This window comes from Pararhizobium sp. PWRC1-1 (assembly GCF_049897905.1).
GTDB lineage: Bacteria > Pseudomonadota > Alphaproteobacteria > Rhizobiales > Rhizobiaceae > Pararhizobium.
This window is the reverse complement of the sequence record NZ_JAFCXE010000018.1, coordinates 86,783-111,188: the sequence shown is the minus strand read 5'-3', so window position 1 is coordinate 111,188 and position 24,406 is coordinate 86,783. Positions and strand designations below refer to the sequence as shown.

Sequence of the window (24,406 nt, the reverse complement as noted above, 5' to 3'; positions counted from 1 at the left end):
TTCCTTATTCCTCGGTCAACGACGACGTCCGCCACCACGGTTGATCTGGCGATTGCCGCCGCCCCGGTTGCCGCCACTCATGGCCTGCCGACCGCGATGCGACTGCATCTGGGTGCGTCTCCCACTGTCCACATTCCCCAGCGCCGATGGCCGCCTCGCCCGGTTATCCACGCGCGCCGCTGGCCTTGGCTTGACGACGGGGCGCTTGGCGTTCGGCCGCTGCTTTATGTTTCCGGCGGCCTTGGTCGGTCTTGCCTCCGGCTTGCGGTTCTGTGCCGCCTGGGCCGCTTTCCGCTCCGGCCTGTTGCGGTTGATCTTGTCGGCGTCAATCTTACTCTTGCGAACGTCGTTGACGCTGATGTTCCCCGGCTTGTTGCGGATGTTCGTCGCGCGGTCGTTGCCGATGATGCTGGCCTTGTTTCGGTCGCCGTTCGCCTGAATATTGTTGCGAAATGCGGTGCGATCAATGTTGTTGAACTGGGCCCGGTCGAACTTGATCTTGCTGCGGTCGACGTTCTTCCAGTCAAGATCGTTGATGTTCACCTTGCCGTTGATATTATTGAAGCAGTTGTTGCAGTCGATGTCGACGTTGCCGTTCCAACGGCCGCCGGCGACACCCCAGCGGTTCCAGTCGACGGCCGCGGCCCAGACGGCTCCGGTCACCACGCCGGCAAAGAAGGTAGCGGTGGGATAATAATAGCTCGGGTACGGCTCCGGATAGTAAGCAATCGACGCTGCAACGTATCCAGGTTGATAGAGCATCTCCGGAACGTATTGCGGGATGTAGATCTTCTCCGGGTTCGCCGCCACGATGACGACGTTGTCATTCTCCTGGCTGACCTTGATCTTGTCGTCGGTCTTGATGATGCCGTCGGCCACAGCCTTGTCGCGCAACTGCTGGATCGCGATCAGCACGTCCTTCTGCTGGTACGTAAGCGCTGCTCCAAGCGACTGTGTCCAGTCAAGGTCATCGCTCATCATCGTGACGATCTGCGGATAGTTGAGAAGTGAGACGATGCTTCCGTCCCATGTCGACTTCGGTTTCAGTGTGGCATTCTTCCTCAGCTGGCCGAGGAAACGGGCCGCCTCGACGACCTGCAAGGGATAAAGGGAAGCGGACGAGATGAGTGCGACGAGCTCGTCGGGATAAAGCGCAATCCGTGCGACAAGGATCTCAAGCTCGTCTTCGGTGAGCGGGGCCGGCGCGTCATCGTCAGGGACGGTCGCAGTGGCTGCGGCCGTGTCCTGGGCAAACGCATGCGGTGGTCCGTAAAGTGACTGCGGAAGCCAGGAAAGCGACAGGCAAAGGCCCGTTACATGTAGCATTTGATACCGTCGGTTCATCTGAAGCGTTCCTTGTCCTGCCGATTTCGGGTGCCACCTGCAAGGCAGCCATAAGGCTTGCGTAAGGTGTACCTAAAGCCAAAAGAAGGGAAGTATATTACGGTAACATACATAAATGGCGGCGGATTTTCCGACCGCAGGATGGACGAAACTACACAGAGCATACGGTATGCTGCATCACGATTCATCAATCACGGGATAGGCATCTCCTCACAGAAAGAAATCAGCCGCGTCCGGGAACGCGACGACAACACATGCCCATTCAAGAGCGGCCTCGCCCTGTTCAGGCCTGATTGGCGACTTCGGCTTTCAACCGTCTGGATTTGATCAGGCCCCAACTTAAAAGCGGGCGCAACCAGTAGCCAATTTAAGGTTGAGACGAAAGCGCAAGCCCTTATAAACGGTTGCTTTTTCGAATCGAGTCCTGCACGATGCCCGTGGCATTGTCTGAGGTGGGATAGATGGGACAGCTTACGACGGGCGAACGCGAGTTCGCATCGGCCATACTACTGGTTCTGATGATCCTTGGCATCGCGATGGCCGCGGCCGGCCGCTTTGATCCGATGGGCGTCCACGGGGGCATGGTTTTCCTTTATTCCGGAGCCCTGTTCTGGTGGATTCTCACATCGTTCTTCGGGAAGGAACCGGATGCCGCCCGCTTCTCCACCTACTACGACGATCCCATCAAGGTGGGGGTTGTCCTCACAATGTTCTGGGCTGTCTTCGGGATGTTTGTCGGTGTCTGGGCCGCCGCGCAGCTTGCATGGCCCAGCCTCAACTTCGATACGGCGTGGTCAAGCTTCGGGCGGATACGCCCGGCCCACACGACGGGGGTGATCTTCGGTTTCGGCGGAAACGCGTTGATCGCGACATCCTTCCATGTGGTGCAACGGACGTCGCGTGCCCGCCTGGCCGATCAGTTGTCGCCTTGGTTCGTCATCTTCGGATACAACCTATTCTGTCTGATCGCGGTCAGCGGCTATTTCATGGGCGTCACCCAGTCAAAGGAATATGCCGAAGCGGAATGGTATGCCGACATCTGGCTGGTGATCGTGTGGGTCGCCTATTTCGTGCTTTTCGTGCGCACGCTGGCACGACGCAAGGAACCGCACATCTACGTCGCCAACTGGTACTATCTCGCCTTCATCATCGTCGTGGCCATCCTCCATATCGTCAATAACCTTGCGGTGCCCGTCTCGTTCGGCCAGGCGAAGAGCTACACGGTATGGTCAGGCGTCCAGGATGCGATGGTGCAGTGGTGGTACGGGCACAACGCGGTGGCGTTCTTCCTGACCGCAGGCTTCCTCGGGATGCTCTACTACTACCTGCCGATCCGCGCCCAGCGGCCGATCTTTTCCTATCGGCTGTCCATCATCAGCTTCTGGGGCATTACATTCTTCTATATGTGGGCAGGTTCCCACCATCTTCATTATACAGCGCTGCCTCTCTGGGTGCAGAACCTCGGGATGACCTTCTCGGTGATGCTGCTTGTTCCGTCCTGGGCGTCGGCCGGAAACGCATTGCTGACTTTGAACGGGGCATGGCACCGGGTCCGCGATGACGCCACGCTCCGCTTCATCATGATGGCAGCGTTCTTCTACGGATTGTCGACATTCGAAGGCTCCTTCATGGCCATCAGAGCGGTGAACTCGCTGTCCCATTATACCGACTGGACAGTGGGACACGTTCACGCCGGTGCCCTGGGCTGGGTCGCAATGATTATCTTCGGATCGTTCTACACGCTCGTTCCGTCGATCTGGAAACGCGAACGGATGTATTCTTCCACCCTGGTGGAGGTTCACTTCTGGTTGGCGCTGATCGGCACGCTGATCTACGTCTTCGCCATGTGGAACTCAGGGATTATCCAGGGCCTGATGTGGCGCACGTATTCGCCCGACAACACCCTGGTCTATTCGTTCGTCGACAGCCTGCTGGCGATGTATCCCTACTACATCGCCCGCGCCTTCGGAGGGCTGCTGTTTCTACTCGGCGCGATCGTGGCGAGCTTCAACATCTGGATGACCGTCCGAACGGCTCCGGCCACAGCACACGCATCTTCCGACGCACCGCTGCCCTTGGGCGTCTACGGTGCGGCACCTTCTGCGGCGGAGTGAGACATGAGCGAGCGTCTGCACGGAAAACTGGAACGAACGGCTGTCGGCTTCATGCTGGCCATTGTCGCGGCCGGGAGCGTCGGTGGTATCGTCGAGATCGCCCCGCTTTTCACCATCCACGAGACAGTTGAAGATGCGCCTGACATGAGGCTCTATTCCCCCCTCGAAACGGCTGGCCGCGACATCTACGTCCGGGAAGGCTGTTATGCGTGCCACAGTCAGATGATCAGGACGCTGCGCGACGAAGTCGAGCGGTACGGACCATATTCGCTTGCGGTCGAATCCAAGTACGACCATCCGATGTTGTGGGGGTCGAAGCGCACGGGACCCGATTTGGCGCGCATCGGCGGCAAGTATTCCGATCTCTGGCACGTCGCCCATCTGATCAATCCACGTGACGTCGTTCCCGAATCCAACATGCCGTCCTACCGCTGGCTGGCGACGAACCAGCTTGAGCTGTCCGATCTGGGCGGTCATCTCGCAGCCTTGAGAGCCGTCGGGGTTCCGTACACGGACGAGATGATCGCCAGTGCCGCCGCGGACGCCTACGGCCAATCCAATCCGGACAGCGACCAGTCCTCCGGCGTCACGGAACGCTATGGCGACGAGACGCAAGTGTCGGCGTTCGACGGCGTCAAGAATACCGTCACCGAAATGGACGCCTTGGTCGCTTACCTCCAGGTCGTGGGCCGTCTGACGAAGGCGGCATACGAGAACACCGCGGCACCCGAGCAGATGCCGGACCCCAACAACTGAGTACGAAGGGGATTGCAATGGACATTACCCACGAGACCATGTTGGAACTCTCCAAGGTGTGGGGGCTGCTGTATCTCATCCTGTTTTCGATCGGGGTGGTCGTCTATACGTTCTGGCCTTCCAACCGGACGCGCTTCAAAAGGGCGGAAACGGAGATATTCGACAAGGATGACACCCCATGGCGATAAAGGAAACCGACCAGGTCACGGGCAGAAGAACCACGGGACACATCTGGAACGGCATCAAGGAACTGGATACGCCGATCCCGCGCGGTGTCCTCATATTCCTCATTGTCACCCATCTTTTCGCAGCGCTCTGGTGGGTGCTTCATCCCGCCTGGCCGCTCGGAACGACCTATACCAAAGGCTTGATCGGCGGCGACCAGAAGCAAACGGTAGAACGCAAGATCGTCGATGCTGCGGCGTCGCGTTTTCCGTGGACCGAAAGGATCGAGAAGAACTCCTTTGATCAGATCAGAGCCGACGGGCAATTGATGTCCAAGGTGACCTCGAGCGGCCACCAGTTGTTCGGAGACAACTGTGCCGCCTGTCACGGCCGGGACGGAAAAGGCGGACAAAACTATCCTGATCTGACCGACGACGACTGGCTCTGGGGCGGAGAACCGGAACGGATCGTCGAGACGATGACGGTCGGGGTCAATTCGCGGCACTCGAACAGCCGTGTGTCGCAGATGCCTGCATTTGGAGCGGACGAGATGCTCGACCGCAAGCAGGTGACCGACGTTGCCGCCTATGTCTACTCCTTGAGTAGCAAAGAGGCTTCGGGCGCTGAAAGCCTCGGTGATATAGAGACTGGTCATCAGGTGTTCGTGGCAAGCTGCGTTTCCTGCCACGGGGAAGATGCCAAGGGCAAGCCCGACCTCGGTGCACCCAACCTGACTAATGACCGCTGGATTTACGGTGGAACTCTGAGCCGGATCATTGAAACGGTGCATGGTGGACGACAGGGACATATGCCGACATGGGACGAACGCCTGACGCCCGCAGAGATCAAAATTCTAGCTCTTTATGTCAGCGGGCTGGGCGGAAAGCAGCCATGACCTCCGCGATCGGGCCGTCGGCGAGAACTGTCATATGGCTGTTGATTGGTTTGGTCGGCGCGATCTTCGTCGGTGCCAACGCGCATCTCGTCTACGTCGCGATCGCAAGCCAGCCCGCCTGCGTCGAACATATCAAGGAAAAGGGCCAGCAGCCAATGGAATTTAGGGCCGCCACGGCCTCTTGCTGAACGAAGGAGAAGGATCAGATGCCGCAGGACGACAACTCCGCCCGATATCTGAGCGAGGTATCCGGGATAGAGGAGACGATGAACCCGAAGTGGCAGCGGCATCTGCCTCTTGGCGCTCCGTTCGACTGGCTCCGGCAAGGCTGGCGTGACCTGATCACGCAGCCGCTTACGAGCCTGACCTACGGATTTGTGGTCTTCCTCATCGCATCTTCTACCGTCCTAATCCTGTTCCGATCGGGACTCGACTATCTTCTCTTTCCCGCACTGGCGGGATTGCTGATCGTCGCACCACTCTTTGCCGCCGGGCTATATGCCAAGAGCCGGACCTTGGCGGACGGTGGGCACGTGACGCTCGGTGCCATGCTTGGTGTGCGTCCGCTCGCAGGAAAACAGGTTTTCTTTACGGGAATGGTGCTCTGCATGCTGATGCTTCTCTGGATGCGGGCAGCCGTGATCATCTACGCGCTGTTCTTCGGCGTAAACCCATTCCCCGGTCTCGACGGCGTCGCCATGCTACTGCTGACGACCCCGGAGGGCTGGGCTATGCTCGTCGTGGGCTTTGCCGTGGGCGCACTGTTTGCAGGATTCGCGTTCGCGATCGGTGTCTTCTCGATACCGATGCTCCTCGATCAACGGGTGGATGCCTTCACTGCGATGGGTGTCAGCACCGCGATGGTCTGGAACAACATCCGGCCGATGCTGGTCTGGGGTTCGATCGTCCTTGTCTTCTTCGCCGCCAGCGTGCTGACGGGATTTCTTGGGCTGATCGTCGTCTTTCCGCTGCTCGGCCACGCCACGTGGCATGCCTACAAGGCGGTCAGGTAGCCGACGATGACCTGCTGCGCCCCAACAGACCTAACGCATGGCCACGCACCCGGACAGGGGAGGCCGGGGATCGGCGAGGTCATGCTGGCCAGCCGCGATCTGGGCGAAGGTCTCCGGCAGGTCGCACTGGCGGTTCCCGACATGCGGTGCGGCGCGTGTATGGTCCGGCTGGAGACGACCCTCGCCAGATTGCCCGACGTTCGCTCGGTGCGCGCCAACCTAACGACCAAGCGGGTGATTATCAACTGGCAGGCGGACAACGGCACGCGACCGGACTTCGCCGCATCGATCGGATCGATAGGCTACACGGCAGTCCTGCCCACCGAAGGCCATGAGCATCTCGACGACGAGATGTCCGGGCTGTTGCGTTGCCTGGCGGTCGCGGGTTTCTGCTCCATGAACATCATGATCCTTTCCGTCTCCGTCTGGTCGGGCGCCGACCCGTCGACACGTCAGGCGCTCCACCTGATGTCGGCCGCGCTCGCCCTGCCTGCCGTGATCTACTCAGGTGCGACGTTCTACCGCTCGGCGTGGCGGGCGCTCGCGCACGGCGGGGTGAACATGGATGTTCCGATCAGCATCGGCGTCCTGCTCTCGTTCGGTTTGAGCCTGTACGATACGTTCGTCGAGGGGCGGCAGGCCTACTTCGAGGCCAGCACGTCGCTCCTGTTCGTTCTGCTTGTCGGCCGCACGCTCGATCATATGATGCGCAGGCGGGCGCGATCGGCGGCGGCGGCCCTGGCCGACATGATGCCAAAGGGCGCGAATATAGTCCGCGAGGATGGGCGGACCGACTTCGTCTCGCTGAACGAGATCGTCCTCGGCACGCGCACTCTGATTGCGGCCGGCGATCGAATTCCGGCCGACGGGACCATCCTTTCGGGCATCTCCGAACTGGACCGCTCCATGCTCACCGGAGAGAGCCGCTGGGAGAGGGTCGCGCCAGGCTCACGGGTCCGCGCGGGGGATTTGAACGTCGGCCATCCGCTGACGGTCGAAGCCACGTCCACACCGGGGGATTCCACGCTCGCCGAGCTGCACAGGATGCTGGAGGCCGTCGAGGACGGCCGGTCCCAGTACCGTATGCTGATCGACAGGGCTGCGCGTCTCTACGCGCCCGTCGTCCACGGACTGTCGGTGTTCGCGTTCCTCGCATGGTTCCTGGTCACAGGAGACGTTCACCTCTCCCTGACGATTGCGATCTCGGTATTGATCATCGCCTGTCCATGTGCGCTTGGACTTGCGGTTCCCATGGTGCAGGTCGTCGCCGCCCGCAGGTTGTTTAAACACGGCCTCGTCGCACGGGACGGATCGGCATTGGAACGTCTGGCGCAAATCGACACCGTCGTGTTCGACAAAACCGGGACGCTGACGCAGTACGATCCAGTGTTGGCGACGGGGACATGGAACGGACCACTGGAGTTTTCCCTGGCGGTATCGCTGGCAAGGTTCTCAAGCCATCCGATGTCAAAGGCAGTCGCCGACTACGCAGCGCGCGGCAACGCGGAGGTCCTGTTGCTCGAAGACGTCAGAGAGATGCCCGGCAATGGTCTTGAGGCATCCTTCCGCGGTGAACGATACCGCCTTGGCCGGACCGCGTGGGCGACGGGCAAAGACGGACTTGATTCTAACGCACCCTCCAGGGTCGTGCTGACCCGAGGGGGAGAAGTCCTTGCCACTTTCGTCTTCGGAGAACGGGTCCGGGCGGGGTCGGCAGAGGCGGTGCAGTTCCTGAAGGATCGTGGCATTGTCGTCCAGATGCTGACAGGCGATGTTCCGCAGGCGGCCCTTGCCGTGGCACGTGAGGTTGGGATCGACGAGGTGAGCGCAGCTGCGCTTCCAAAGGAGAAGGCCGAGGCCATTGAAGCGCTGCGAGATCGCGGACGCAAGGTGATGATGATCGGCGACGGAATAAACGATGCCGTCGCACTGAAGGCCGCGCATGTCTCCATGGCTCCGGCCTCGGGAAGCGACATCGGTCGCAGCGCGGCCGATTTCATTCTGCTCAATGGCGACATGGACGGCATAAAGATAGCAATGACAACGGCGGGGCGTGCTGCCTCGCTGATCCGCCAGAACTTCGCTCTCGCCATTGTCTACAATGTGGCCAGCATACCGTTCGCATTGTCGGGCTACGCCAGTCCGCTCGTCGCAGCAGTGGCGATGTCCAGTTCGTCCTTATTGGTTGTCGCCAATGCGGTCAGGCTCGATATGGACGCCGATGTGCGATCCTGGCGGAGAGCCCCGACTGAGCGGCTGGCGAGAGCGGCCCAATGAGCACTTTGTCGTTTCTGATACCCATAGCCGTATTGATGGGGATAGCCGGACTGGGTGCGTTCCTCTGGTCGCTTCGCAACGGCCAGTACGACGACCTGGACGGTGCGGCGGAACGCATACTCTACGAAAACGACGACAAGCCGCTTGGGCGGCTGACACGCACTGAAGGAGAACCGAATGGAAGACAGTGAGCGACAGTCTCCGATGGAAGAATATGACGCCAGCCCGTCCTCGCAGAAACGTACCCTCGATCCCTCAGAGTCCGTAACGGGGGTCGGGATTGTCCTCGGCATGGTTGGCGCATTGGTCGGTGTCATTGCGACATTGTTCATTGCCGAGGCTTCCGGTGCTGCGGCGTGGCTTGCCTGCTGCATCGTCGGTGCTTTAGCGGGAGGTTCCGCCGGCGTCGTCATTGGCGGAATGATCGGAGCCATCTTCGGGGTGCTCAGGGGAGTGACTGTTTCCGCGCGCAGTGATCGCAACGGTTAACGAGCCCCGTCCATTCTCGCCGGTTGCTGTACGGCGAGTGCCTAAGACCATGTGACGGGCCTTCACGGCACTATCGCAGAAAATACTATGTAACCAACTGTAGTATACTCCCATTGTCGAGGTTTTTCCGCATACTGGCGCCGCACGAACCATTTGGCACGGGCGCATAATCGGGAAACGTCTCCGGCGCAGAACGGATGCAACACAGGAATATTCGGATGGATTTCACAGTCATCGACGCTGGCCTTGTTGCCAAGCTTCTCCTTCTCCTTCTCGTTGGCATGGGGCCGAAGATCGCGCTCGTGCCCTTCCTTGAAATGACCAAGAGTTTTGACGCCCCCACCAAGGCCAAGATTGGTCGCCAAATGGTCCTGACGGCAACGGTCACGGCGGTAATCATCTTCGCGACCGGAGCGCTGCTTATGCGCCTGCTGCACATCACGGGCGGAGCGGTCGCCGTTGCGGGTGGCATCGTTCTTGGATTGCTAGCCCTGAAAATGGCTGCGGGGCCGGCGGAGAAACATGACGAACTGGGATTGGCTGTGGATCCGGAGAAGATCGCTGTTTTTCCGCTCGCCGTCCCCTACCTGCTCAATCCGGTCGGCATTACGGTGCTGATCATTGCCTCCGGCGAGGTTGTCTCCGTGGCCAGCGCCGCGATCGTCCTCGCCCTCATCCTGTTGGTCGCGACATTCGACTACGTGCTCTTCACTAACGTCGATGTGCTGGCAAAGCGCATGAAGCCCGCCAGTCTTGTCATCTCGGAGGTGGTGTTCGGTCTGCTGCTCACTGCAGTGGCGGTGCAACTTTTCGTGAGCGGGCTTGGTCAGCTCGGGATCATCTCGGCGGTTGCCGCGCATTGATCTGGCTCGGCGGAGGGAGTGCCAGCTCGCTCAATCGCACTCCGCCGTTCCCATTGGCCAGCCGCTGTTGCTGTAGGAGGGCGGGTCGAACACGGAGACGGACGTGGTCGTTCCGGGCGGCGCGCCGGCCTCCCTCAGTATGTCGCAGACGAAACGCTTGAAGCCATCGGCATGGTAGGTGTCGGCATCCATGCTGACCCAGAAGTCGTTTTTCTCGACTGACCGCCAGCGGGCGCTGACAACGCCGTGCTTCAACTTTATCTGTTCCAGCGCCTTGGCCTGCCATTCAGCGAGTTCCGCCGAGTTGCATACCGCTGGACAAAGGACCAGCCAGCCGACAGCTGCCATCAATCCGGTTTTCATGGAATCCTCCCCTGCGCCCTTATGGGTTTGCTGCAGCGATTGCCTCGTTGTGTTTCGCCAGAGCCTGTTGCGCGGCCGCCGCGACGTCCGCGCTCCGGTCGCCCCCTGCGACCTGCACGGTCGGGAACGCGGGCTTAATATCGGCGTCGTGGAACGCCTTGTTGATCATCATCAAGGCGCGTCGCTTCAGGGTGAACTGCTCACCGGGGACCGTGGTGAACTTCATCCGCAGGATCAGGCCCGAATCCCCCATGCTGTCGATGCCCTGCATTTTGAGTGGCTCGATGGTGATAGGCGCGAGCTCCGGATCGACCAGCAGCTCCTGTCCGATCTTCTTGATGATCTTGCGGGCCTTGTCGACGTCGGTGTCGTAGCCGACCGTGACGGTGAGCTTCTCGACGACCCAGTCGCGGCTGAGGTTCTGGACCGCTCCAAGCTCGCTGAACGGCACGATGTAGATCGCGCCCCGATGGTGGCGCAGTTTCACCGACCGCAAGCTGAACGACTCGACCGTGCCCTTGTAGCTGCCGCTCGATATGTACTCGCCAACCCGGAAGGCGTCATCGAGTAGGTAGAACATGCCACTGATGATGTCCTTGACGACGGTCTGGGCGCCGAAGCCGATGGCGACGCCGACAACACCTGCCCCAGCGATTAGAGGCGCGATCTCGACGCCCATCGCCGAGAGCGCCATCATGATCGCGACGGCGACGAACAGGATCATCAGCACGTTCTTCAGGATCGGCAGGAGCGTACGGATGCGGGCGCGCTTCCGTTCCCGGTCGCTCCCGGCTTCGTGGGCCAGTTCCGTCTCCCCAAGCTTGCGGTCGATCAGCACCTTGACGACATTCCAGATCAAATCGATCACCAGCAGGATGATGCCTGCGCTCAATGCTCCGCGCATCAGCCGGAGCGGTACGGAATCCTGGGCGGTGATGCCCGTCAGGTTTATGTCGAGGACGTTGGCCAGCAGGACGATGGCACCGACGATAAGCGCAGCCCGTATTCCCCGCTCGACCATGACGGAGACGACGCCCGGCTGGGTCTTGATCACGCTGACAGGTCCCGAAGAGGCAGTGCCATCGACAGAGACGGTGTCAACCTCGACAATACCATCGGCAGGTACGTCCTCGTTTGAGGCATCGCTGACAGGTATGTTGGTCTTGAGCAGGTTATCGACGGAGGCGCGCGTCAGAGCGATCGCACCCGGCAGGGCAGCCGCGACGACGGCGATCCAGAACGGCTTCATCATTCCCGCCACCCAAAGCAGCCATAGTGAGACGAAGTAAACCGTCCAAAGCCAGTTGCGCGCACGGACGCCGATGCGGCTGAAGCGTCCTGCCTGCTCCATCGAATGAGGTGTCGCCGGACGGTTCCAGACGGCTTCGACGCCGAGCACGAGAAGAACGATCCCGAGCGCATAGGCCGCAACTTGCCGGGAGTTATCCGCAAAGCCGAGTGTGGTCAGCAGGTGAACAGTCACGGAGCCGAAGGCATACCAGCCGACGATGTAGCCGAGCCGCTTCGTCCAATGGGCGGCGGCCTGGTCGGTGACCGGGACCATACGGAAACGCTCTGCGTTAGCGAGGCCAGCCGATCCGGATGGCGCAAGAAGGAAGTCGAAAGTGACGCGCGCAAGCCGGAAGATGACCACGGCGAACAGGAAGCCGACGACGATTTCACGGACGAGCGGCGGCCATGCGAAGGCAAGGAAGAAGCCAATGCTTCCCAAGGCGAAGGCCAGCACGTAGCAGGTAGACCAGAGTAGCCTGACTGAGATAGCAACGAGCTTGTCTCGCGGGGTCATGACCTGGAGAGACGCAATCCAGGCGCGCCATCCACGGCTGATCCACCAGAAGAACCATTGCGCCGCCAGCCCGGCCGCGACGAAAGCGAGCACGAAGAAGATGGGGCGCGCGCTGCCACTGGTGTCGAGCTCGGCCTGCAGCACCGCTGCCGCCTTGCCCGCTTCCGCCGGGAACGCTTGGAGCCCTTCGAGCAGTCTCGCCGCTTGCGCGCGGAATGTCGTGGCGAACCCGGCGTATGAGACCGGTTCATCGATTGCGGGAACTGCCGCAGCTGCCGGCTTTGCACTCAGGAGCCATGCTCGGACTTGTGGGTCGTCGACCAGCTCGAGGAAGCGCTGGACCTTCTCCGCCTGGGCAGCATCGGGAGCGGCATTCTGCGCGAACGCCGGATGGGATGCATGGACACCGAAAGCGAAAAACAGCGCGAAGAGGGTCATGCGGACGAAGACGCAGATCTGATGGGTGGCCAACATTTGTATTACTTTCTGCAATTCACAGTATCGGAGGCCCGGCATTTCGGGAGCGGTTTCGACCGGGACACCTTTGAAGGTCCCAGTGCGTCGAGCTGGTGTCCGTAGTTGTCACGGGTATCCGCATCGACCACGGCGACGGGTGCTGCGACGATCAGCCCAACAGCGTTTCCGGCCGCCGCGGCCGTTCCCGTTGTTGCGGCCAGGATCTTGTCTCCGATACCAACGCGGCTGTCCGTCAGTGTCTGCCCGTCGGAGATGCGCGCGCCGATGAGGCGGACGATCTCTGGAGATTCCGCGAACTTTCCGTGATTGAGCCTGTCGCCCGCCTTCACTTTGGTCAGGTCAATGACAGTGATCTTGTTATCGGCGAGTTCCTGCTTGTAAGGCTCCGTTTCGGGATCAATGGAACCGAGACGCGCCACATCGCCCCAGACGCGGCGCGAGACAGCGAGCGCCTTGTCATCGCGTGAGACGAACAAAGTGAACTGCGGATGAGGGTCGCCCATGTCGACGATCTGAGAGCGGAAGACGTCGACGTCGACATCGGGGGCTGCGAGCATCACGTTCTTGAATTTTACCGGTAGGCTGCCATTGCGAATCGCCATCTGCCGAAGCGCCTCGAGCGTCAGCCAGTTGCCCATGGAATGCGCGAGGATGGAAACTTCCTTCACCTCGCGGTCCTTGGCTAAATACTGAAACAGGTTCTCGAGCGCATTGCGGGTGTAGTTGGTGCTCTCGCGATCATAGCCATAGGCCAGCAGGCTGCCGCGGGATGGCCATGTCACCAGGATCGGTGCGCTCTGGACACCGGAATCCCGGACGATCTGCGCGAAACGGTAGACGCTGTCCTCGAACTTCGTGTTGAAGCCGTGGATGAACACCAGCGCGCTTCCATCCGGTGTCTTCTTGACGGAGGCGCTCAGCCAAGCCTTGGCCGCATCGAGGTCGATCATGTCGGCCTTGAGGGTTGCAAAATCAGTGGCTGGATTTGGGGGAAGCTTCTTTGGCCAGGATACTTCGCCGACCTTGCGCGCATTGTCCGGAGGCACCGAGACCGTGATGTCAGCGAAGTTCGGCCCGCGCGCCCGCTCGCCCGTGAACATCTCACCGGGGACAGTCGACTGGCTCCGGGTCGTCGCGATCAGCATGTCCACCCTGTGGGATTGCTGAGCCGTGTCCGCCACGGGAGTGAGCACGTTCTTCGGATGCCCGCCACAGCTGGACAGCACGGCAAGCGCTCCGCAGAGGAGCAGTCGTTTAATTGAAGACCATTCGAAAAGACCCTGTATTCCTTTATTCACGATTGCCCCCCTTACATTAACGACATCATTAGCGGGTATTGATCAGCAATTGTAGACGCCATTCGCACATCTGACCACGGTGCGGCGGACAGTCCGTCGCCTCGTCCGCCCCGCCACGCCGGCAACGCTGACAGGAGTGAGCGGGGCGGCCCACGCTGGCCTCGGCGATCGAGAAGAAGCCGGATACCCTTGGGAACGAAACCTGTTCGCCCGCTTCAAGACCGAACAGGCCGACGACGACCGCCAGCAACGCGATTTTCAGTTTCCGGGACACGTTCATTTGGCTTCTCCCATTGCAAAGTGGTCAGGCAACTCGTCGCAGGGGTTCTCGGTCCAGGCGGGGTAATAGGCGAAAGTCGAGAACTGGCGCGGCCCGGCTTGCGTGAAACGCAGTTAACCAGCAGGTGTAAGGCTCTCGCCGAGAACAACATGGGCGTTGAAGTCGGGCATCAGAATGACTCGCCATCAGGATCATCCTGTACCGTCTTACCCTTCGCCTTCTGTCTGCGCATTGTGGTCGCAAAAGACCGTCCGCGACGCGGCTGGCGTTCGGCGGTCAACGCCAGACCCAGATCGCCCTTGAGGATGTCGATCAGGTCGGCGAGCCGGTCGACCAGACCAAGCACAACCAGGATATCCGCGAGATTGCCGATCCCGAGACCGAGATCCCCCTGTTCGAGACGCGCGACGGTGCTTGGCGATGTACCCGCTCGTATCGCCAGATCGGCAGCGACGATACCGCGCCGCAAACGCGCGCCGCGGACGTCATGTCCAAGCCTTTCGAGGGTGGTCTTTGATTTCGCGATCCCATTGCACGATCAAATCATCTATTACGTCACATATGATTAATTGGCAGATTCGACGAGGGTATCCTGCAACAGAGGTACTGCTACTAACCAACTCTCGTGGCCAAAGAGGCGCATCGGGCGGCCGGGGGAGGATGGAGAATTGCGAGCGTCGATTCAACGCTATAGCCCGATACCGAATGCCTCGCCTTGCTGCAAGGCCAGCTGGATCAGCGCGGATCGCGCAATCTTCATCACACGAAGAGCCTTCGTTTCGAGAAGATCGCTGTCAATGGATAGCCCCGGCCATCGCTGGTTGGTCCAGCCCACATAAACGGCCGCGCCTAGCCTTCATAGACCGGGGGAAATGTATTCGAGAGCATTACGGATGTCGTGCGTTTCTCGCGGACCGGGTCCAGTCTTATACTTCAGTTGATCGTCGAACAACTCCTTCGGAAGCCAGAAAAGTCCGCGCAGCGGCCAGTTCGGGTAATCTTTGAAGCGGGCGAGAATCCGAGACTTGCCTTCTGCCATCGACGTGGAACGCCACCTTATGAGATCGTCACGTGCTGCCCCCGCATGCGACCCGAGGTCATTGAGCGGATTTAGAAGCAGCCGCACTTCCGCTCCGCTTTGCAACGTCCGAGCGGTGGTACGCCGAGATCTTGTAACTTGTTGATTTGCGCTATGAACTGACTCCCACGCCGGATCAGTTCCTAGCGGAGATCAACAACCTTAGCCCATCCGCGCTGCTGCTCTGCTCCTAAATCACAATAATCCGTCTCTCGTCACGCATCACAGCCCCTCCTATCGTTCGCGATCATCTTGGTCGCGTTCATTCTGCTCGTTCGCCTCGCGTTGGATTTCGGCCAATCGAGGGACATGCTGTTTTGCGGGACCACTCCCGATCGTATCGCTGGCCTCTCGTCGTGACGCGCTATCCCTTGTACTTTCTTGAGCTCGGATGTCACAATCGACAGCCGGGGTCTGCAACTGCTCGCCGTTGGACGTGTGGCGACTGGCACGGACCGCCTCATCAAGGTCCGCCCTCGTGGTCATTTTCGCGCCTTCAATCCTCTGACGATCGCGTTCAAGTGCCTGCAGCGCCGTTTTCAACTCGTCGTCGATTTCCGCGACGTCACGAACAATCCAGTTTCCAGGCACCGCAAGCTCCGCTGCCATAGCGATATGTGTTTCCAACTCCTTCTTCAACGCCTCCACTGCGTCCGGACCGTCCTCTTTGATCCACTCGATCGCCTCTCGTGTACGCTCGATATCGACAAGCACCTTGTTTGCGACGTCTGTCGCCGCGAGGCCGTGTCGCGTCACGGCGTCGTCCCACCTTAGCTTGTCGTCATGCGGGGCGTCCCTGCCCGGTTCCAGAGACCGTTGGTCAGAAGTCTTGCTCGCCGCTCGTTCCTCCAGCAACTCGACAATCTCACGGCGAACATTGACGTGCTCTCGTGCTGCCTGGGCGATCTCCTCGAAATCCTTCCGCTCCTCAGCCGGCATGGATTTCTCGGCCTGTAACAGCGCGGTCTCGACCCGCTTTTCATAAGCCTCGAATTCCGGTCGCGTCATATGGCGCATATCGTCACCCTCCGAAACAAGCTCCGCCAACTTTACCAAATATGTTCGATATTGCGAGCCAGAATTTGTTGCTTGCCCGCCGACCCCATGCCGTTCGTCGACTGTAGTTCTGGAATCCTCCAACCGGATCCGCTGTGATCGAATGAAATCCTGTTGCACTTTCGACTCGCGAAAATCATGGGTTTCCTGCCACTCTGCGAGTGCTTTCTGCATATAGGCATGGCTGCGCACCGTCGCCGAATGACTGGGTAGATCGCCTCTTTTGGCGCCGTAACGCCGCTCGCCTGCAGCACCGGTCCCCTCGTGCTGGGTACGACCGATGGTGTTCACCGGCCGAACCTGGTTCTTCAAATAAGCGGGGGCGCTTGCCCGATCGCGGCGATCGGTCATTTCCATATCGATGCCATTGGCGCGCGCCTTCTCGGCCATCGTCAGCCGCCAGTGGCGAAAAGCGGCAATGGTTGTCTCCACCCGGTCGCCCGCATCGGATCGCATCGCGACGATGGCATGGACATGGCTATGCGGACGCTTGCCCCCCGCTGCCTGCGCCTTCGGATCGCTTTGTTTATCGTGGAGCGAGAACACGTAGCGGTGGCCCGCGAATTGCTGACCTAAGAAGTCCCGCGCGGCACGTTGAAATGCGGTCGTGTCGGTGCCTGCTCGGGCCGAGAGGATCAGATGCATGACGTCACGGGGCTTGCGGCTGTGAAGCTGGTCTCGCCATTCGCGCTGAACGAGATCGCCCGCCTGCTTGGCATCGGCAATCGCTCGCCCCTGCTCGTCCTGGACACTGCCCTTGCGCGCCGCCACCAGCGACCGGACCTGGCTGGTACCGTAGTCCGTGCCGTTACCATAGCCCGTAAACCGAAACGCCGCGCTCGCCTCGCCGCTCTCCGCCCGATCCATCCGCGCCTGCACGATCGCCGCCGCCCTGTCGTCGGCCGTCAATCGCTCACCCCCTGTGCTTCTCAGCACCGCCACACCTTCAATATCGAACCCGCCTGCCTCCGGGCGCTCGGTCACCGCAAAGGCAAAGGCGCGGTTCCCCAATCCGTGCTTTACAATTTGCCGGGCTCGGTCAACGATCTTGTCGTCAACGTGATCGTGGTCGGCGAGCGAGATCTTGAACAGGCCGATGTCCCGGCTCTCGGCCCTATTTTTCATCAGGTGATCCCACTCGTCGCCGACAGCGGCAAGTTGATCACGGCCAATGAGCTGATCGCCGCGCTCGTTCTCAACCACGACGGCGCCATTGCGGGAGACATAGTTGATCATCGCGCCCAGTCGCGAGCCGCTGCCAAACGACGCCATCTTGACAACGGCCGGCTGGCTTCCCGAAGCTAGGCTAGCAAAGCGAGCGCGCATCGGCCGGTCGGCGCGCCGGTGGACCACATCAGCCTCCCTTCCCCCTCTCGCTCGAAAATGAACACCCGGAGTCATAGCCATTCCGGCTTGGCCCACCGGCGGGACACCCCCTCCGCGGCGACGGCGCTCATCCTCCTCAGGTAAGGAACGTCGCCCCAGCATCAGATCATGGAGAAACGTTGCCTTGCGTTGCTCCCATTCAGCCGTGAACGCGCCGAGGAAAATCTCCATCACGCGCTCCCAACGTGCCTGCGAGCGCCGCGTTCGGCAAAGGACTGCAGTTCGAACAACACAATGGCGAGGACGCGTTGAACATCATTAATCACGTCTTTTTCCTCTTGCTTCCTTCCTCCATCCCCTCTGTTTCGCGATCGCGCCAACTGGTTGAGATTGACGCCGACCGCCTTGATGTCAGAGAGAAGCAGGGAAAGCACCGCCCGATCCGCGTCTGTGAAGAACGGATGCACGCCGGCGCCTTCCAGGGTGAGAGACCGCACAAATCCCGAGACCGTTATCCCGGCATCTTCTGCAGCACGACTGATCCGATCGATCTCAGTCTTGCTGAAACGCGCATGGACGACTTTGTTCCTGCGCTCCCTTGACGGGCCATTGTCTGCAGACGCACTCATCAGACCTTCCCTTCGAGCCGGCCGCAGGCCGCATCGACGGCTCGTCCGTCGATCGTCAGCAAATTTGTATCACAATTTTGCGTATCCTGCCAAAAAGAAAGTACCGTTTCGGTAACATTTTTCCAGTCGAAGGCACGGCAGTTGCACTTGATCTCTGGAGGGGTTGAGAGCCTCAACCCCAATCACGGGCACAGCCGATTCCGCAAGGCCCCTTCTGGGAAACTCCCCATGGACACTGGTCATATTTGCCCTAAACATATCGATTACAGCAATGTAGCGCGTGAATGTATATTCACTCGCTTGCTTACATCAGTGTGTTTGGGGCGTGTGTCTGTGACGTGTGGATTATATTCCATGGTGCAGATTGATCCCTGCCTGACGAAAACTACGCTTTAAGACTATGAACAAAATATATTCAGTCCTGGCTTGCGCTGTTCCACGGCTCGAGGCATGATGCGCCGATCGTCACCACGATCCGGAAGCGACAGATGACAAGAACCTATGCGGCGGTGAGCAACAAAGGTGGAGCGGGAAAGACGACGCTCGTGACGTTGCTGGCCGGTGAATATGCGCTGCGCGGTGAGCGCGTTCTCCTTATCGATGCGGACAATCGGCAAAATTTGTCCGGCTGGTGGAAACTGTGCGCGCAGAAAAGCAACGTGCCGGAGCGTATCGAGGTCGCCGTCGCGTCGACGCAACGGTCGATTGAGCAGGCGATCGACAATCTCGGCCGTGCGTTTGATCTCGTCATTATCGATGCGCCCGGCGTGGACAGTTCCTTGCAGGCGACGATCATCCGTTCCGCCGAATTGGTGATTTCCCCCATCCAACCGGCAATCAAGGAACTTGAGGCGGCGGGACAAGCCGTCGCCGCAGTCAACGAGATGAATGACCGGCTCGGCTTGAACATCGCGCATCTCAATGTCCGGACACGCATCTCCATTCCAGGGCGTAACCTCGAAGCATACCGTTATATAAGACCATTTGTTGCCGGCCTGGCGGCTGCCCAGTACCGCACGCGACTCCTCGACACTGAGCTGTTCGAGCGCAACATCTATCGAGAAATTCAAAACGGGCTTGGAACGCTGCAGATGCAGTACCTGACCGATCCGGTCCGAAAAGCGCGCCTCGAGGTCCATGCCCTGGTCGAGGAGGTCGAGCAGAGCCGCGCGTCCATCAGCTTTGAGGGTGCGGCATGAGCAAGGCAGGACTTGATCTGAAGGGTTTCTCGATTGCATCGCGCAGGGCGGAGGCGAAGCCGGACGTGACTTGTGACACCAAGGCGGTTGCCGCTTCTGCGCCGACGCACAAGACGGTGGCGCCGCTGCTACCGAAGCCCAGCGAAAAACAACGGCGGGAGATGGTTGAGGCGCGCGCTATCGCACAGGAGGATGTGCGCTACAGTTTGAAAAACCTGAAGCGCACGAAACAGCGCAACGTGAAATTCTTCATCAACATTGCCCTGGACTATGACTTGAAGGCGCGCTTGCAAAAAGCAGCCCTGGAAAACGATCTGAAGATGACGGCGGTGGTGAAAGCGGCGCTAGACTATTACCTGATGGAAAACGGCTATTGACGGTCGGCGAAAATACCGCCGCTGGTGTGGCTTCCGCGATGAGTGGGGCACATCCCTCAGTCGGGCAGCTCCTTTTCGGTGAGTTCCTCGGTAGCCGCCTGGAGTTCCGTCTCGATCTGCTGGCGCTCTTTGATGGTCTTGGCGTTGCGAAGTTCGGCGCGCAGTTCCGCGATGTGCTGTTCGATGGTCATCTCTTCGTCTCCTTGACGTTTGTGAACGATGGTGATCGGTGCTGCGAGGGGAGAAGACGGGTCAAGGTTCGCGTCAGCGACTGGTGGAGCCGGCGCGCGGAGGAACCGATTTTGTCGAAGCGCAGCGGAGGCAAAATTGGAGGGGCCGCGCGACCTTGAGGCGGCTTTTCCCCTCGCAGATAATGACCGGCACTGAGCAGACAGGTTTTGGTCTCGTGTGCCACCCATGAACGTCGCCGACGTTCAAATAGGGAAGGCAAGACATGGTGCGCAGATTTCAGATTGGAGACCTGATCGTCGAAGAACAGACCGCGGTCTTTCCGGACCGCTTGGCAACCGCATATGAGAAGACGTTGCGCCCCTTTTGCCTTTGCCGGAGCCCCGGTGTTCCCATGTACGTTGCCCAGATTGGCGACCAGCATATCATCAAGCGCATGCCCCTCAGCGGCGCAACGCATGGTCCACAATGTGCATCCTATGAACCACCATACGAACTGACGGGGCTTGGACCTTTGATCGGAAGCGCCATCCAGATCGATCCCGCAACTGGCGCGGCGGCCTTGAAGCTTGATTTTTCCATGACGAAACTGGGAACGCGGTCGGCGGCCGCAACAGCTGATACGGAGAGCCCGGAGACGGTGAAAAACAAGACCCGCAAGCTCTCGTTGAGGGCGCTGCTGCACTACCTCTGGCACGAGGGCGGATTGACTGAGTGGACATCGCTCTGGAATGGGAAGCGGCACTGGTGGCATGTACGTAGCCATCTTGTCGAGGCGGCACGGACGATGACCATACGGGGAGAATCATTGGTCGATCGGCTTTTCATCCCAGAACCGTTCCGCGCGGACGACAAGACGGCCATCGAGCAACGCCGGGCAAAGGCGCTGGCGGCGCTTCACCAATCGGCGCCGGGGGCAAAACGGCTGATGCTGCTGGTCGGGGAAATCAAGGAATTCGGCGAGGCTCGCAGCGGCCGCAAGGTCGTTATCAAACATATGCCGGGTTTTCAGCTCTTCCTGGAGGATCGTGCCTGGACGTCGTTGCAGCGCCACTTCAGCTCTCAACTGGAGCTGTGGCAGGCCAACGAGGCTTCTCATCTTATGGCGATCCTGACGATCGGTGCTGCGGGATCCGGGATGATGACGATCAACGAAATCGCCTTGATGACGGTGACGGCCGAGTGGCTGCCGGTGGAAAGCGTGTATGAGGAGCGGGTACTCGAGAAGTTGACCAAGCTGCGGCGCAAGAGTGTCAAAGGGTTGCGGTTCAATCTACCGTCTTCCCAGCCGGTGGCGATTGCCATGCTCCCGGAGGCGAAGCCCGTTCCAGTGGCCCTCTATCTCGTGCCACCGGAAGCTGGCGACCAGTTTGAATCCGCCTTGAACGACATGATCGTGGCACGCTGCGACCTTGTTTCCTGGATCTGGCGGATCAAAGACGGAGAGATGCCTCGCTTGCCTCCGGGATAGGCATTCAATCATCATGAAAGCAGATCGGTGGTGCCGAATCGGTTCATACCTCTCGTTGTACGCATGCCAGTGGATCGACGAAACTTCGGGGGGTTGACGATCCGTTTCAGCTTTATGCCAGCGCGCCGGCGCGAGATTGGCGTACTATGACGCCCTGTCGATCCAGGCGATGTTGTTTGGCGAACCCGTTCCGGGCCGCGCCTGGGGGACGAATCAGATACCGCTGCCGCGGGAAGAGCGAGGTGGTCCCAACAGAGCGGGAGGCCGCTTCGCATGCCCTGGAACTGGCGCAGGAAGCGCCAGAAAAGCCCAGACCCGCCACAAGCTGTGGAAATGCTCCTGCTGGCAAGCCTGCGGTTTATCCGCACCGTGACAGTGTCAGGTCTTGGTGAGAGGATCTTCTTCTTTCCAAAAGGGAGTTACCATGACCACCACCAATGAAATCGCAGATAAGATTGCAAATGAGCATGGCCTGACCAAGGTTCAGGGCAAGGCTGTTGTCGAGGCGGTAATCGCTGCAATCTCGGAAGCCTCTATTGCCGGCAATGAGACTTCACTGCCCGGTTTTGGTAAATTCAAAATAAAGGACACACCGGCGCGCGATGCGCGCAATCCTGCAACGGGTGCTACAATCAAGGTCGCGGCCGCCAAGAAGCTGACCTTCGCGCCGGCCAAGGCGCTAAAGGATGCGCTCAATAAGTGATCCACGGTAGGGCGAAGGTCTGCGTGGGGTGCGTCTGGCATCAAAGTCAGCTAGCAACGAACGGTGCCAGTTGATGAGGACCAGGTTGCAACTGCCCGCTGTGGCGGTCTTCGACAGTACGATCCGAAGAAAAAGGGCCACAACCCGATGGCTGCGGCCCTTTTTCGTTCACGAGTGTCAGGCGACGATCGCTCTCACCGCCGTCGACGCCCTGGCATAGGCGGAGATCGGCCGGTCCGCCTTAAAGGCGAGGTCGCGCTCTACGCGCAGCCCGAGGCGTCCGCGAACAGACGCGATCTCCGAGAGGAGAACGGAGCCGAGCTCCGGAAACCCGACCCCCAGGTCGCAGAGTCCGAAGAGCAGATCGGGATCTTCGGGTTCGGCCGAGGCGATAAGCCAGGTTGCGGCCGCGTCGGGCGTGAACAGCTTGACGACTGGATGCGGATCAAAGTCTGGATTGCTTTGGAAGCGCTGGCCATTGGCGGCAAGGGCAGCGCGGATTTCATCGGTGATAAGTTGCATTGGAATTCTCCAGGATAAAGAGGGATCTGACGTGAGCGGCCCCGCTCACTGCGGGGCCGGCGAATGCGTTACTCAGGCCGGGTCGTTCCAGAGAATGACCTTGCGGTTCGCCTCGCCGCCGGGGGCGGGAGCGACGTTGCCGAAGATCACCCCGATCTCTGGCGCTTCCAGCTTGACCGAGAGGTATTCCTCGCCGGTGCGCTGCGAGTTGCGGTACCAGCCAGCGCCGATTTCAAAGCCGGTGCGCCGGTGGATGATCCGGTAGTCGGGGGAACCTTCGCTTGCCTTGTGAGCGTTCGGGATCAGGGCGATTGGGGCGTTGACCTTGATCGTGGCGAAGATGCCTTCGAGCGATCCGTCGGTCTTTTCGGTCAGGGTTGCGATCGTGGTGGCCATTGTGTTGTCTCCTTCGGTTGCATCGGGAACCATTCCCGATGGCGCCAAAGAAGGCGGCCCTCGGCCGCGGTCACCGAGCTTAGGCGAGGGCGAACCCCTTCGGGGTTGACCGCACTAGGCCGGGGGTTGCCTACAAAGGCGACATGAAAAGGGAATGGCTTTTGATGTAACCGCAGAACCGAGGCGCACATCGATCAGCCACCGGCATGCGGCCCGTGTCCAGCACACCGGCTTGCCCGAGGGCATGTCACGATCAAGGTCAGCGGCACCGCGCGCCGGGTACTCATCGACGAGTGCAGCACAGAGATCCCGCGGGCCCCTCCACCAGTCTCACTGACCAACTTGGCCTCGGCTGCTGCGTCGCCCGGGCACACATCGCAAGGACGCCAGGCTGTCACAGCTGGCCGTTCGGTCACAGCGGGCGGTGATCATTGCCGACGTGCCTCCGTCCACGGCGGATCAGCAATTGCGATCGACACGTATGACCTGGCTGCCGCCAGTCCACCGAGCCAGCGGGCAGACGTGCCCGACGGACATCCGCACATGCCTGTCTGGCAGAACGGGGACGGCAGGGCGTCGGGAATAGTCCAGCGGCGGAAGCGTAACAAAACTAAATACGGACATCTAGTCGGTGCGATTGACCTGGCGGCCTGGCTTGCCTCTCGCATCGGCGAAAAGAACAGCGACCTTCATCATGAAAGGCTTGCTGAAACGGCCAAGCATCCCCTGCCCCGGTTCGATGTACCAGGAGCGCTCGGCGATATCGTAGTTTTATTCGTCAATGACAATCCAGCTCTACTTAAGATCTCCCACTCCGGCTCTTTGGCGCTCGATCTGAGGAATCTCAAGCGCCCGCCGTCCGGCCTCGGCGGCTGCGTGGTGATCGCATGAAGGGCAAGGTGCGTCTGCCCGTCACGCGCGCTGCGGATCGTGATGACGACACAGACGGGACGTTGCTTTCGTCCCTCGGTCTCACCGCGCTGTTGTTGCCATGCCCAGAGATAAGGATCGGCGATCACCTCGCCGGGACGAAACTCACGGCTCATCGTCATAGCCCTCACCCCGCGCCGGCCGCTCGATAGCCTCGCAGAACAGTTCCTCATGTTCCTTTGGCATGTCCGAGACGCTGTGGGCGCGACGGGCATCGGCTCCGGTTCGCATCCGCTCATAGTGGCCATAGCTCATGAGAACGAAACCGGGTTTATTGTGCCGGGTAAGAACGACGGGTTCCCGGCTGGCGGCGTCGGTGACATCGCCGACCTGTTTGTTGAGATCGCCTGTCCTGAACTGTCGCATGGAATGGTGCTCCTTCGATCCCA

At 60.1% G+C, this 24,406-nt stretch carries 25 protein-coding genes and 3 pseudogenes; 14 read left to right on the top strand and 14 right to left on the bottom strand.

All coding sequences use genetic code 11. The features are described 5' to 3' along the window. Positions 1–15 precede the first annotated feature (15 nt). Complete coding sequence (locus ACP7E0_RS24565) at positions 16–1,344, bottom strand: DUF3300 domain-containing protein (RefSeq protein WP_426128630.1); 1,329 nt, start codon at positions 1,342–1,344, stop codon at positions 16–18. 461 nt (positions 1,345–1,805) lie between these two features. Between ACP7E0_RS24565 and ccoN the strand changes: the two genes are divergently transcribed. The 10 genes and pseudogenes from ccoN (at position 1,806) to ACP7E0_RS24515 (ending at position 9,916) form a co-directional block, all read left to right on the top strand. Continuing rightward, positions 1,806–3,458, top strand: coding sequence for a cytochrome-c oxidase, cbb3-type subunit I (ccoN, locus tag ACP7E0_RS24560; protein ID WP_426128628.1), 1,653 nt, complete (start codon positions 1,806–1,808; stop codon positions 3,456–3,458). Positions 3,459–3,461: 3 nt separating this feature from the next. After that, on the top strand, positions 3,462–4,214 hold the full coding sequence (gene ccoO, locus ACP7E0_RS24555) for a cytochrome-c oxidase, cbb3-type subunit II (RefSeq protein ID WP_426128626.1): 753 nt from the start codon (positions 3,462–3,464) through the stop codon (positions 4,212–4,214). Between the two features lie 17 nt (positions 4,215–4,231). Next, on the top strand, positions 4,232–4,402 hold the full coding sequence (locus ACP7E0_RS24550; RefSeq protein ID WP_426128624.1) for a cbb3-type cytochrome c oxidase subunit 3: 171 nt from the start codon (positions 4,232–4,234) through the stop codon (positions 4,400–4,402). Further along, on the top strand, positions 4,393–5,274 hold the full coding sequence (ccoP, locus tag ACP7E0_RS24545) for a cytochrome-c oxidase, cbb3-type subunit III (RefSeq protein ID WP_426128622.1): 882 nt from the start codon (positions 4,393–4,395) through the stop codon (positions 5,272–5,274). The genes ACP7E0_RS24550 and ccoP overlap by 10 nt, the downstream gene beginning before the upstream one ends. Continuing rightward, on the top strand, positions 5,271–5,462 hold the full coding sequence (locus ACP7E0_RS24540) for a hypothetical protein (RefSeq protein WP_426128620.1): 192 nt from the start codon (positions 5,271–5,273) through the stop codon (positions 5,460–5,462). Before ccoP ends, ACP7E0_RS24540 begins: the two co-directional genes overlap by 4 nt. A gap of 18 nt (positions 5,463–5,480) precedes the next feature. Next, positions 5,481–6,287, top strand: a complete 807-nt coding sequence (locus ACP7E0_RS24535) for a DUF2189 domain-containing protein (protein ID WP_426128618.1) — start codon at positions 5,481–5,483, stop codon at positions 6,285–6,287. Between the two features lie 6 nt (positions 6,288–6,293). Then, complete coding sequence (locus ACP7E0_RS24530; RefSeq protein ID WP_426128616.1) at positions 6,294–8,564, top strand: heavy metal translocating P-type ATPase; 2,271 nt, start codon at positions 6,294–6,296, stop codon at positions 8,562–8,564. Continuing rightward, a pseudogene (gene ccoS, locus ACP7E0_RS24525) lies at positions 8,561–8,716 on the top strand (cbb3-type cytochrome oxidase assembly protein CcoS); the annotation flags it as partial. The gene ACP7E0_RS24530 and the pseudogene ccoS, both read left to right, overlap by 4 nt. 25 nt (positions 8,717–8,741) lie before the next feature. Continuing rightward, positions 8,742–9,053, top strand: a complete 312-nt coding sequence (locus ACP7E0_RS24520; protein WP_426128614.1) for a hypothetical protein — start codon at positions 8,742–8,744, stop codon at positions 9,051–9,053. 218 nt (positions 9,054–9,271) lie between these two features. Then, positions 9,272–9,916 carry a MarC family protein gene (locus ACP7E0_RS24515; protein ID WP_426128612.1) on the top strand — a complete coding sequence of 215 codons (645 nt, stop codon included), beginning with the start codon at positions 9,272–9,274 and terminating at the stop codon, positions 9,914–9,916. A 30-nt stretch (positions 9,917–9,946) separates the two neighbouring features. Here ACP7E0_RS24515 and ACP7E0_RS24510 read toward each other — a convergent pair whose 3' ends face one another. From ACP7E0_RS24510 to ACP7E0_RS24475, 8 genes and pseudogenes are all read right to left on the bottom strand, one after another. Further along, positions 9,947–10,279 (bottom strand): hypothetical protein, encoded by a 333-nt coding sequence (locus ACP7E0_RS24510; RefSeq protein ID WP_426128610.1) that lies wholly within the window; start codon positions 10,277–10,279, stop codon positions 9,947–9,949. Positions 10,280–10,298: 19 nt separating this feature from the next. Further along, the gene (locus ACP7E0_RS24505; protein WP_426128685.1) at positions 10,299–12,524 is read right to left on the bottom strand and encodes a mechanosensitive ion channel family protein; all 2,226 of its coding nucleotides are present in this window, start codon (positions 12,522–12,524) and stop codon (positions 10,299–10,301) included. Positions 12,525–12,565: 41 nt separating this feature from the next. Next, positions 12,566–13,822 carry an alpha/beta hydrolase gene (locus tag ACP7E0_RS24500; RefSeq protein WP_426128683.1) on the bottom strand — a complete coding sequence of 419 codons (1,257 nt, stop codon included), beginning with the start codon at positions 13,820–13,822 and terminating at the stop codon, positions 12,566–12,568. Positions 13,823–13,903: 81 nt separating this feature from the next. Continuing rightward, positions 13,904–14,141: pseudogene (locus ACP7E0_RS24495) on the bottom strand (hypothetical protein). Positions 14,142–14,310: 169 nt separating this feature from the next. Next, positions 14,311–14,667, bottom strand: a complete 357-nt coding sequence (locus tag ACP7E0_RS24490) for a helix-turn-helix domain-containing protein (RefSeq protein WP_426128681.1) — start codon at positions 14,665–14,667, stop codon at positions 14,311–14,313. A gap of 330 nt (positions 14,668–14,997) precedes the next feature. After that, the gene (locus ACP7E0_RS24485) at positions 14,998–15,180 is read right to left on the bottom strand and encodes an LA2681 family HEPN domain-containing protein (RefSeq protein WP_426128608.1); all 183 of its coding nucleotides are present in this window, start codon (positions 15,178–15,180) and stop codon (positions 14,998–15,000) included. A gap of 273 nt (positions 15,181–15,453) precedes the next feature. After that, a complete protein-coding gene (locus ACP7E0_RS24480) occupies positions 15,454–17,832 on the bottom strand; it encodes a hypothetical protein (protein ID WP_426128606.1) in 2,379 nt (792 codons plus the stop codon). After that, entirely contained in the window at positions 17,832–18,230 is a 399-nt protein-coding gene (locus tag ACP7E0_RS24475; protein ID WP_426128604.1) for a plasmid mobilization protein, read from the bottom strand. Before ACP7E0_RS24475 ends, ACP7E0_RS24480 begins: the two co-directional genes overlap by 1 nt. 488 nt (positions 18,231–18,718) lie before the next feature. On the opposite strand from ACP7E0_RS24475, the gene ACP7E0_RS24470 reads away from it, so the two are divergent. Together ACP7E0_RS24470 and ACP7E0_RS24465 are read left to right on the top strand one after the other, a co-directional pair. Then, positions 18,719–19,429 carry a ParA family protein gene (locus ACP7E0_RS24470; RefSeq protein ID WP_426128602.1) on the top strand — a complete coding sequence of 237 codons (711 nt, stop codon included), beginning with the start codon at positions 18,719–18,721 and terminating at the stop codon, positions 19,427–19,429. Further along, the gene (locus tag ACP7E0_RS24465) at positions 19,426–19,806 is read left to right on the top strand and encodes a hypothetical protein (RefSeq protein ID WP_426128600.1); all 381 of its coding nucleotides are present in this window, start codon (positions 19,426–19,428) and stop codon (positions 19,804–19,806) included. Before ACP7E0_RS24470 ends, ACP7E0_RS24465 begins: the two co-directional genes overlap by 4 nt. Before the next feature lie 56 nt (positions 19,807–19,862). On the opposite strand, the gene ACP7E0_RS24460 is transcribed toward ACP7E0_RS24465, so the two are convergent. Beyond that, positions 19,863–19,997, bottom strand: coding sequence for a hypothetical protein (locus ACP7E0_RS24460; protein WP_426128598.1), 135 nt, complete (start codon positions 19,995–19,997; stop codon positions 19,863–19,865). Positions 19,998–20,263: 266 nt separating this feature from the next. On the opposite strand from ACP7E0_RS24460, the gene ACP7E0_RS24455 reads away from it, so the two are divergent. Together ACP7E0_RS24455 and ACP7E0_RS24450 are read left to right on the top strand one after the other, a co-directional pair. Beyond that, on the top strand, positions 20,264–21,466 hold the full coding sequence (locus ACP7E0_RS24455; RefSeq protein WP_426128680.1) for a DUF1173 domain-containing protein: 1,203 nt from the start codon (positions 20,264–20,266) through the stop codon (positions 21,464–21,466). 424 nt (positions 21,467–21,890) lie between these two features. After that, positions 21,891–22,169, top strand: a complete 279-nt coding sequence (locus tag ACP7E0_RS24450) for an HU family DNA-binding protein (RefSeq protein ID WP_426128596.1) — start codon at positions 21,891–21,893, stop codon at positions 22,167–22,169. Between the two features lie 177 nt (positions 22,170–22,346). Here the strand turns inward: ACP7E0_RS24450 and ACP7E0_RS24445 are convergent, their stop codons facing one another. From ACP7E0_RS24445 to ACP7E0_RS24430, 4 genes and pseudogenes are all read right to left on the bottom strand, one after another. Further along, positions 22,347–22,691: a DUF2958 domain-containing protein gene (locus ACP7E0_RS24445; protein ID WP_426128594.1), complete on the bottom strand. Its 345-nt coding sequence runs from the start codon at positions 22,689–22,691 to the stop codon at positions 22,347–22,349. Between the two features lie 72 nt (positions 22,692–22,763). Continuing rightward, positions 22,764–23,087 carry a DUF736 domain-containing protein gene (locus ACP7E0_RS24440; RefSeq protein WP_426128592.1) on the bottom strand — a complete coding sequence of 108 codons (324 nt, stop codon included), beginning with the start codon at positions 23,085–23,087 and terminating at the stop codon, positions 22,764–22,766. A gap of 624 nt (positions 23,088–23,711) precedes the next feature. Then, a pseudogene (locus ACP7E0_RS24435) lies at positions 23,712–24,133 on the bottom strand (hypothetical protein). Next, the gene (locus ACP7E0_RS24430) at positions 24,123–24,383 is read right to left on the bottom strand and encodes a type II toxin-antitoxin system Phd/YefM family antitoxin (RefSeq protein WP_426128590.1); all 261 of its coding nucleotides are present in this window, start codon (positions 24,381–24,383) and stop codon (positions 24,123–24,125) included. The pseudogene ACP7E0_RS24435 and the gene ACP7E0_RS24430 overlap by 11 nt, the downstream one beginning before the upstream one ends. Positions 24,384–24,406 lie beyond the last annotated feature (23 nt).

Coding starts and splice junctions, on each gene's coding strand:
- ACP7E0_RS24565 (WP_426128630.1), bottom strand. CDS start 1,344: ATGAACCGACGGTATCAAATGCTACATGTAACGGGCCTTTGCCTGTCG.
- ccoN (WP_426128628.1), top strand. CDS start 1,806: ATGGGACAGCTTACGACGGGCGAACGCGAGTTCGCATCGGCCATACTA.
- ccoO (WP_426128626.1), top strand. CDS start 3,462: ATGAGCGAGCGTCTGCACGGAAAACTGGAACGAACGGCTGTCGGCTTC.
- ACP7E0_RS24550 (WP_426128624.1), top strand. CDS start 4,232: ATGGACATTACCCACGAGACCATGTTGGAACTCTCCAAGGTGTGGGGG.
- ccoP (WP_426128622.1), top strand. CDS start 4,393: ATGGCGATAAAGGAAACCGACCAGGTCACGGGCAGAAGAACCACGGGA.
- ACP7E0_RS24540 (WP_426128620.1), top strand. CDS start 5,271: ATGACCTCCGCGATCGGGCCGTCGGCGAGAACTGTCATATGGCTGTTG.
- ACP7E0_RS24535 (WP_426128618.1), top strand. CDS start 5,481: ATGCCGCAGGACGACAACTCCGCCCGATATCTGAGCGAGGTATCCGGG.
- ACP7E0_RS24530 (WP_426128616.1), top strand. CDS start 6,294: ATGACCTGCTGCGCCCCAACAGACCTAACGCATGGCCACGCACCCGGA.
- ACP7E0_RS24520 (WP_426128614.1), top strand. CDS start 8,742: ATGGAAGACAGTGAGCGACAGTCTCCGATGGAAGAATATGACGCCAGC.
- ACP7E0_RS24515 (WP_426128612.1), top strand. CDS start 9,272: ATGGATTTCACAGTCATCGACGCTGGCCTTGTTGCCAAGCTTCTCCTT.
- ACP7E0_RS24510 (WP_426128610.1), bottom strand. CDS start 10,279: ATGAAAACCGGATTGATGGCAGCTGTCGGCTGGCTGGTCCTTTGTCCA.
- ACP7E0_RS24505 (WP_426128685.1), bottom strand. CDS start 12,524: ATGACCCTCTTCGCGCTGTTTTTCGCTTTCGGTGTCCATGCATCCCAT.
- ACP7E0_RS24485 (WP_426128608.1), bottom strand. CDS start 15,180: ATGGCAGAAGGCAAGTCTCGGATTCTCGCCCGCTTCAAAGATTACCCG.
- ACP7E0_RS24480 (WP_426128606.1), bottom strand. CDS start 17,832: ATGGAGATTTTCCTCGGCGCGTTCACGGCTGAATGGGAGCAACGCAAG.
- ACP7E0_RS24475 (WP_426128604.1), bottom strand. CDS start 18,230: ATGAGTGCGTCTGCAGACAATGGCCCGTCAAGGGAGCGCAGGAACAAA.
- ACP7E0_RS24470 (WP_426128602.1), top strand. CDS start 18,719: ATGACAAGAACCTATGCGGCGGTGAGCAACAAAGGTGGAGCGGGAAAG.
- ACP7E0_RS24465 (WP_426128600.1), top strand. CDS start 19,426: ATGAGCAAGGCAGGACTTGATCTGAAGGGTTTCTCGATTGCATCGCGC.
- ACP7E0_RS24460 (WP_426128598.1), bottom strand. CDS start 19,997: ATGACCATCGAACAGCACATCGCGGAACTGCGCGCCGAACTTCGCAAC.
- ACP7E0_RS24450 (WP_426128596.1), top strand. CDS start 21,891: ATGACCACCACCAATGAAATCGCAGATAAGATTGCAAATGAGCATGGC.
- ACP7E0_RS24445 (WP_426128594.1), bottom strand. CDS start 22,691: ATGCAACTTATCACCGATGAAATCCGCGCTGCCCTTGCCGCCAATGGC.
- ACP7E0_RS24440 (WP_426128592.1), bottom strand. CDS start 23,087: ATGGCCACCACGATCGCAACCCTGACCGAAAAGACCGACGGATCGCTC.
- ACP7E0_RS24430 (WP_426128590.1), bottom strand. CDS start 24,383: ATGCGACAGTTCAGGACAGGCGATCTCAACAAACAGGTCGGCGATGTC.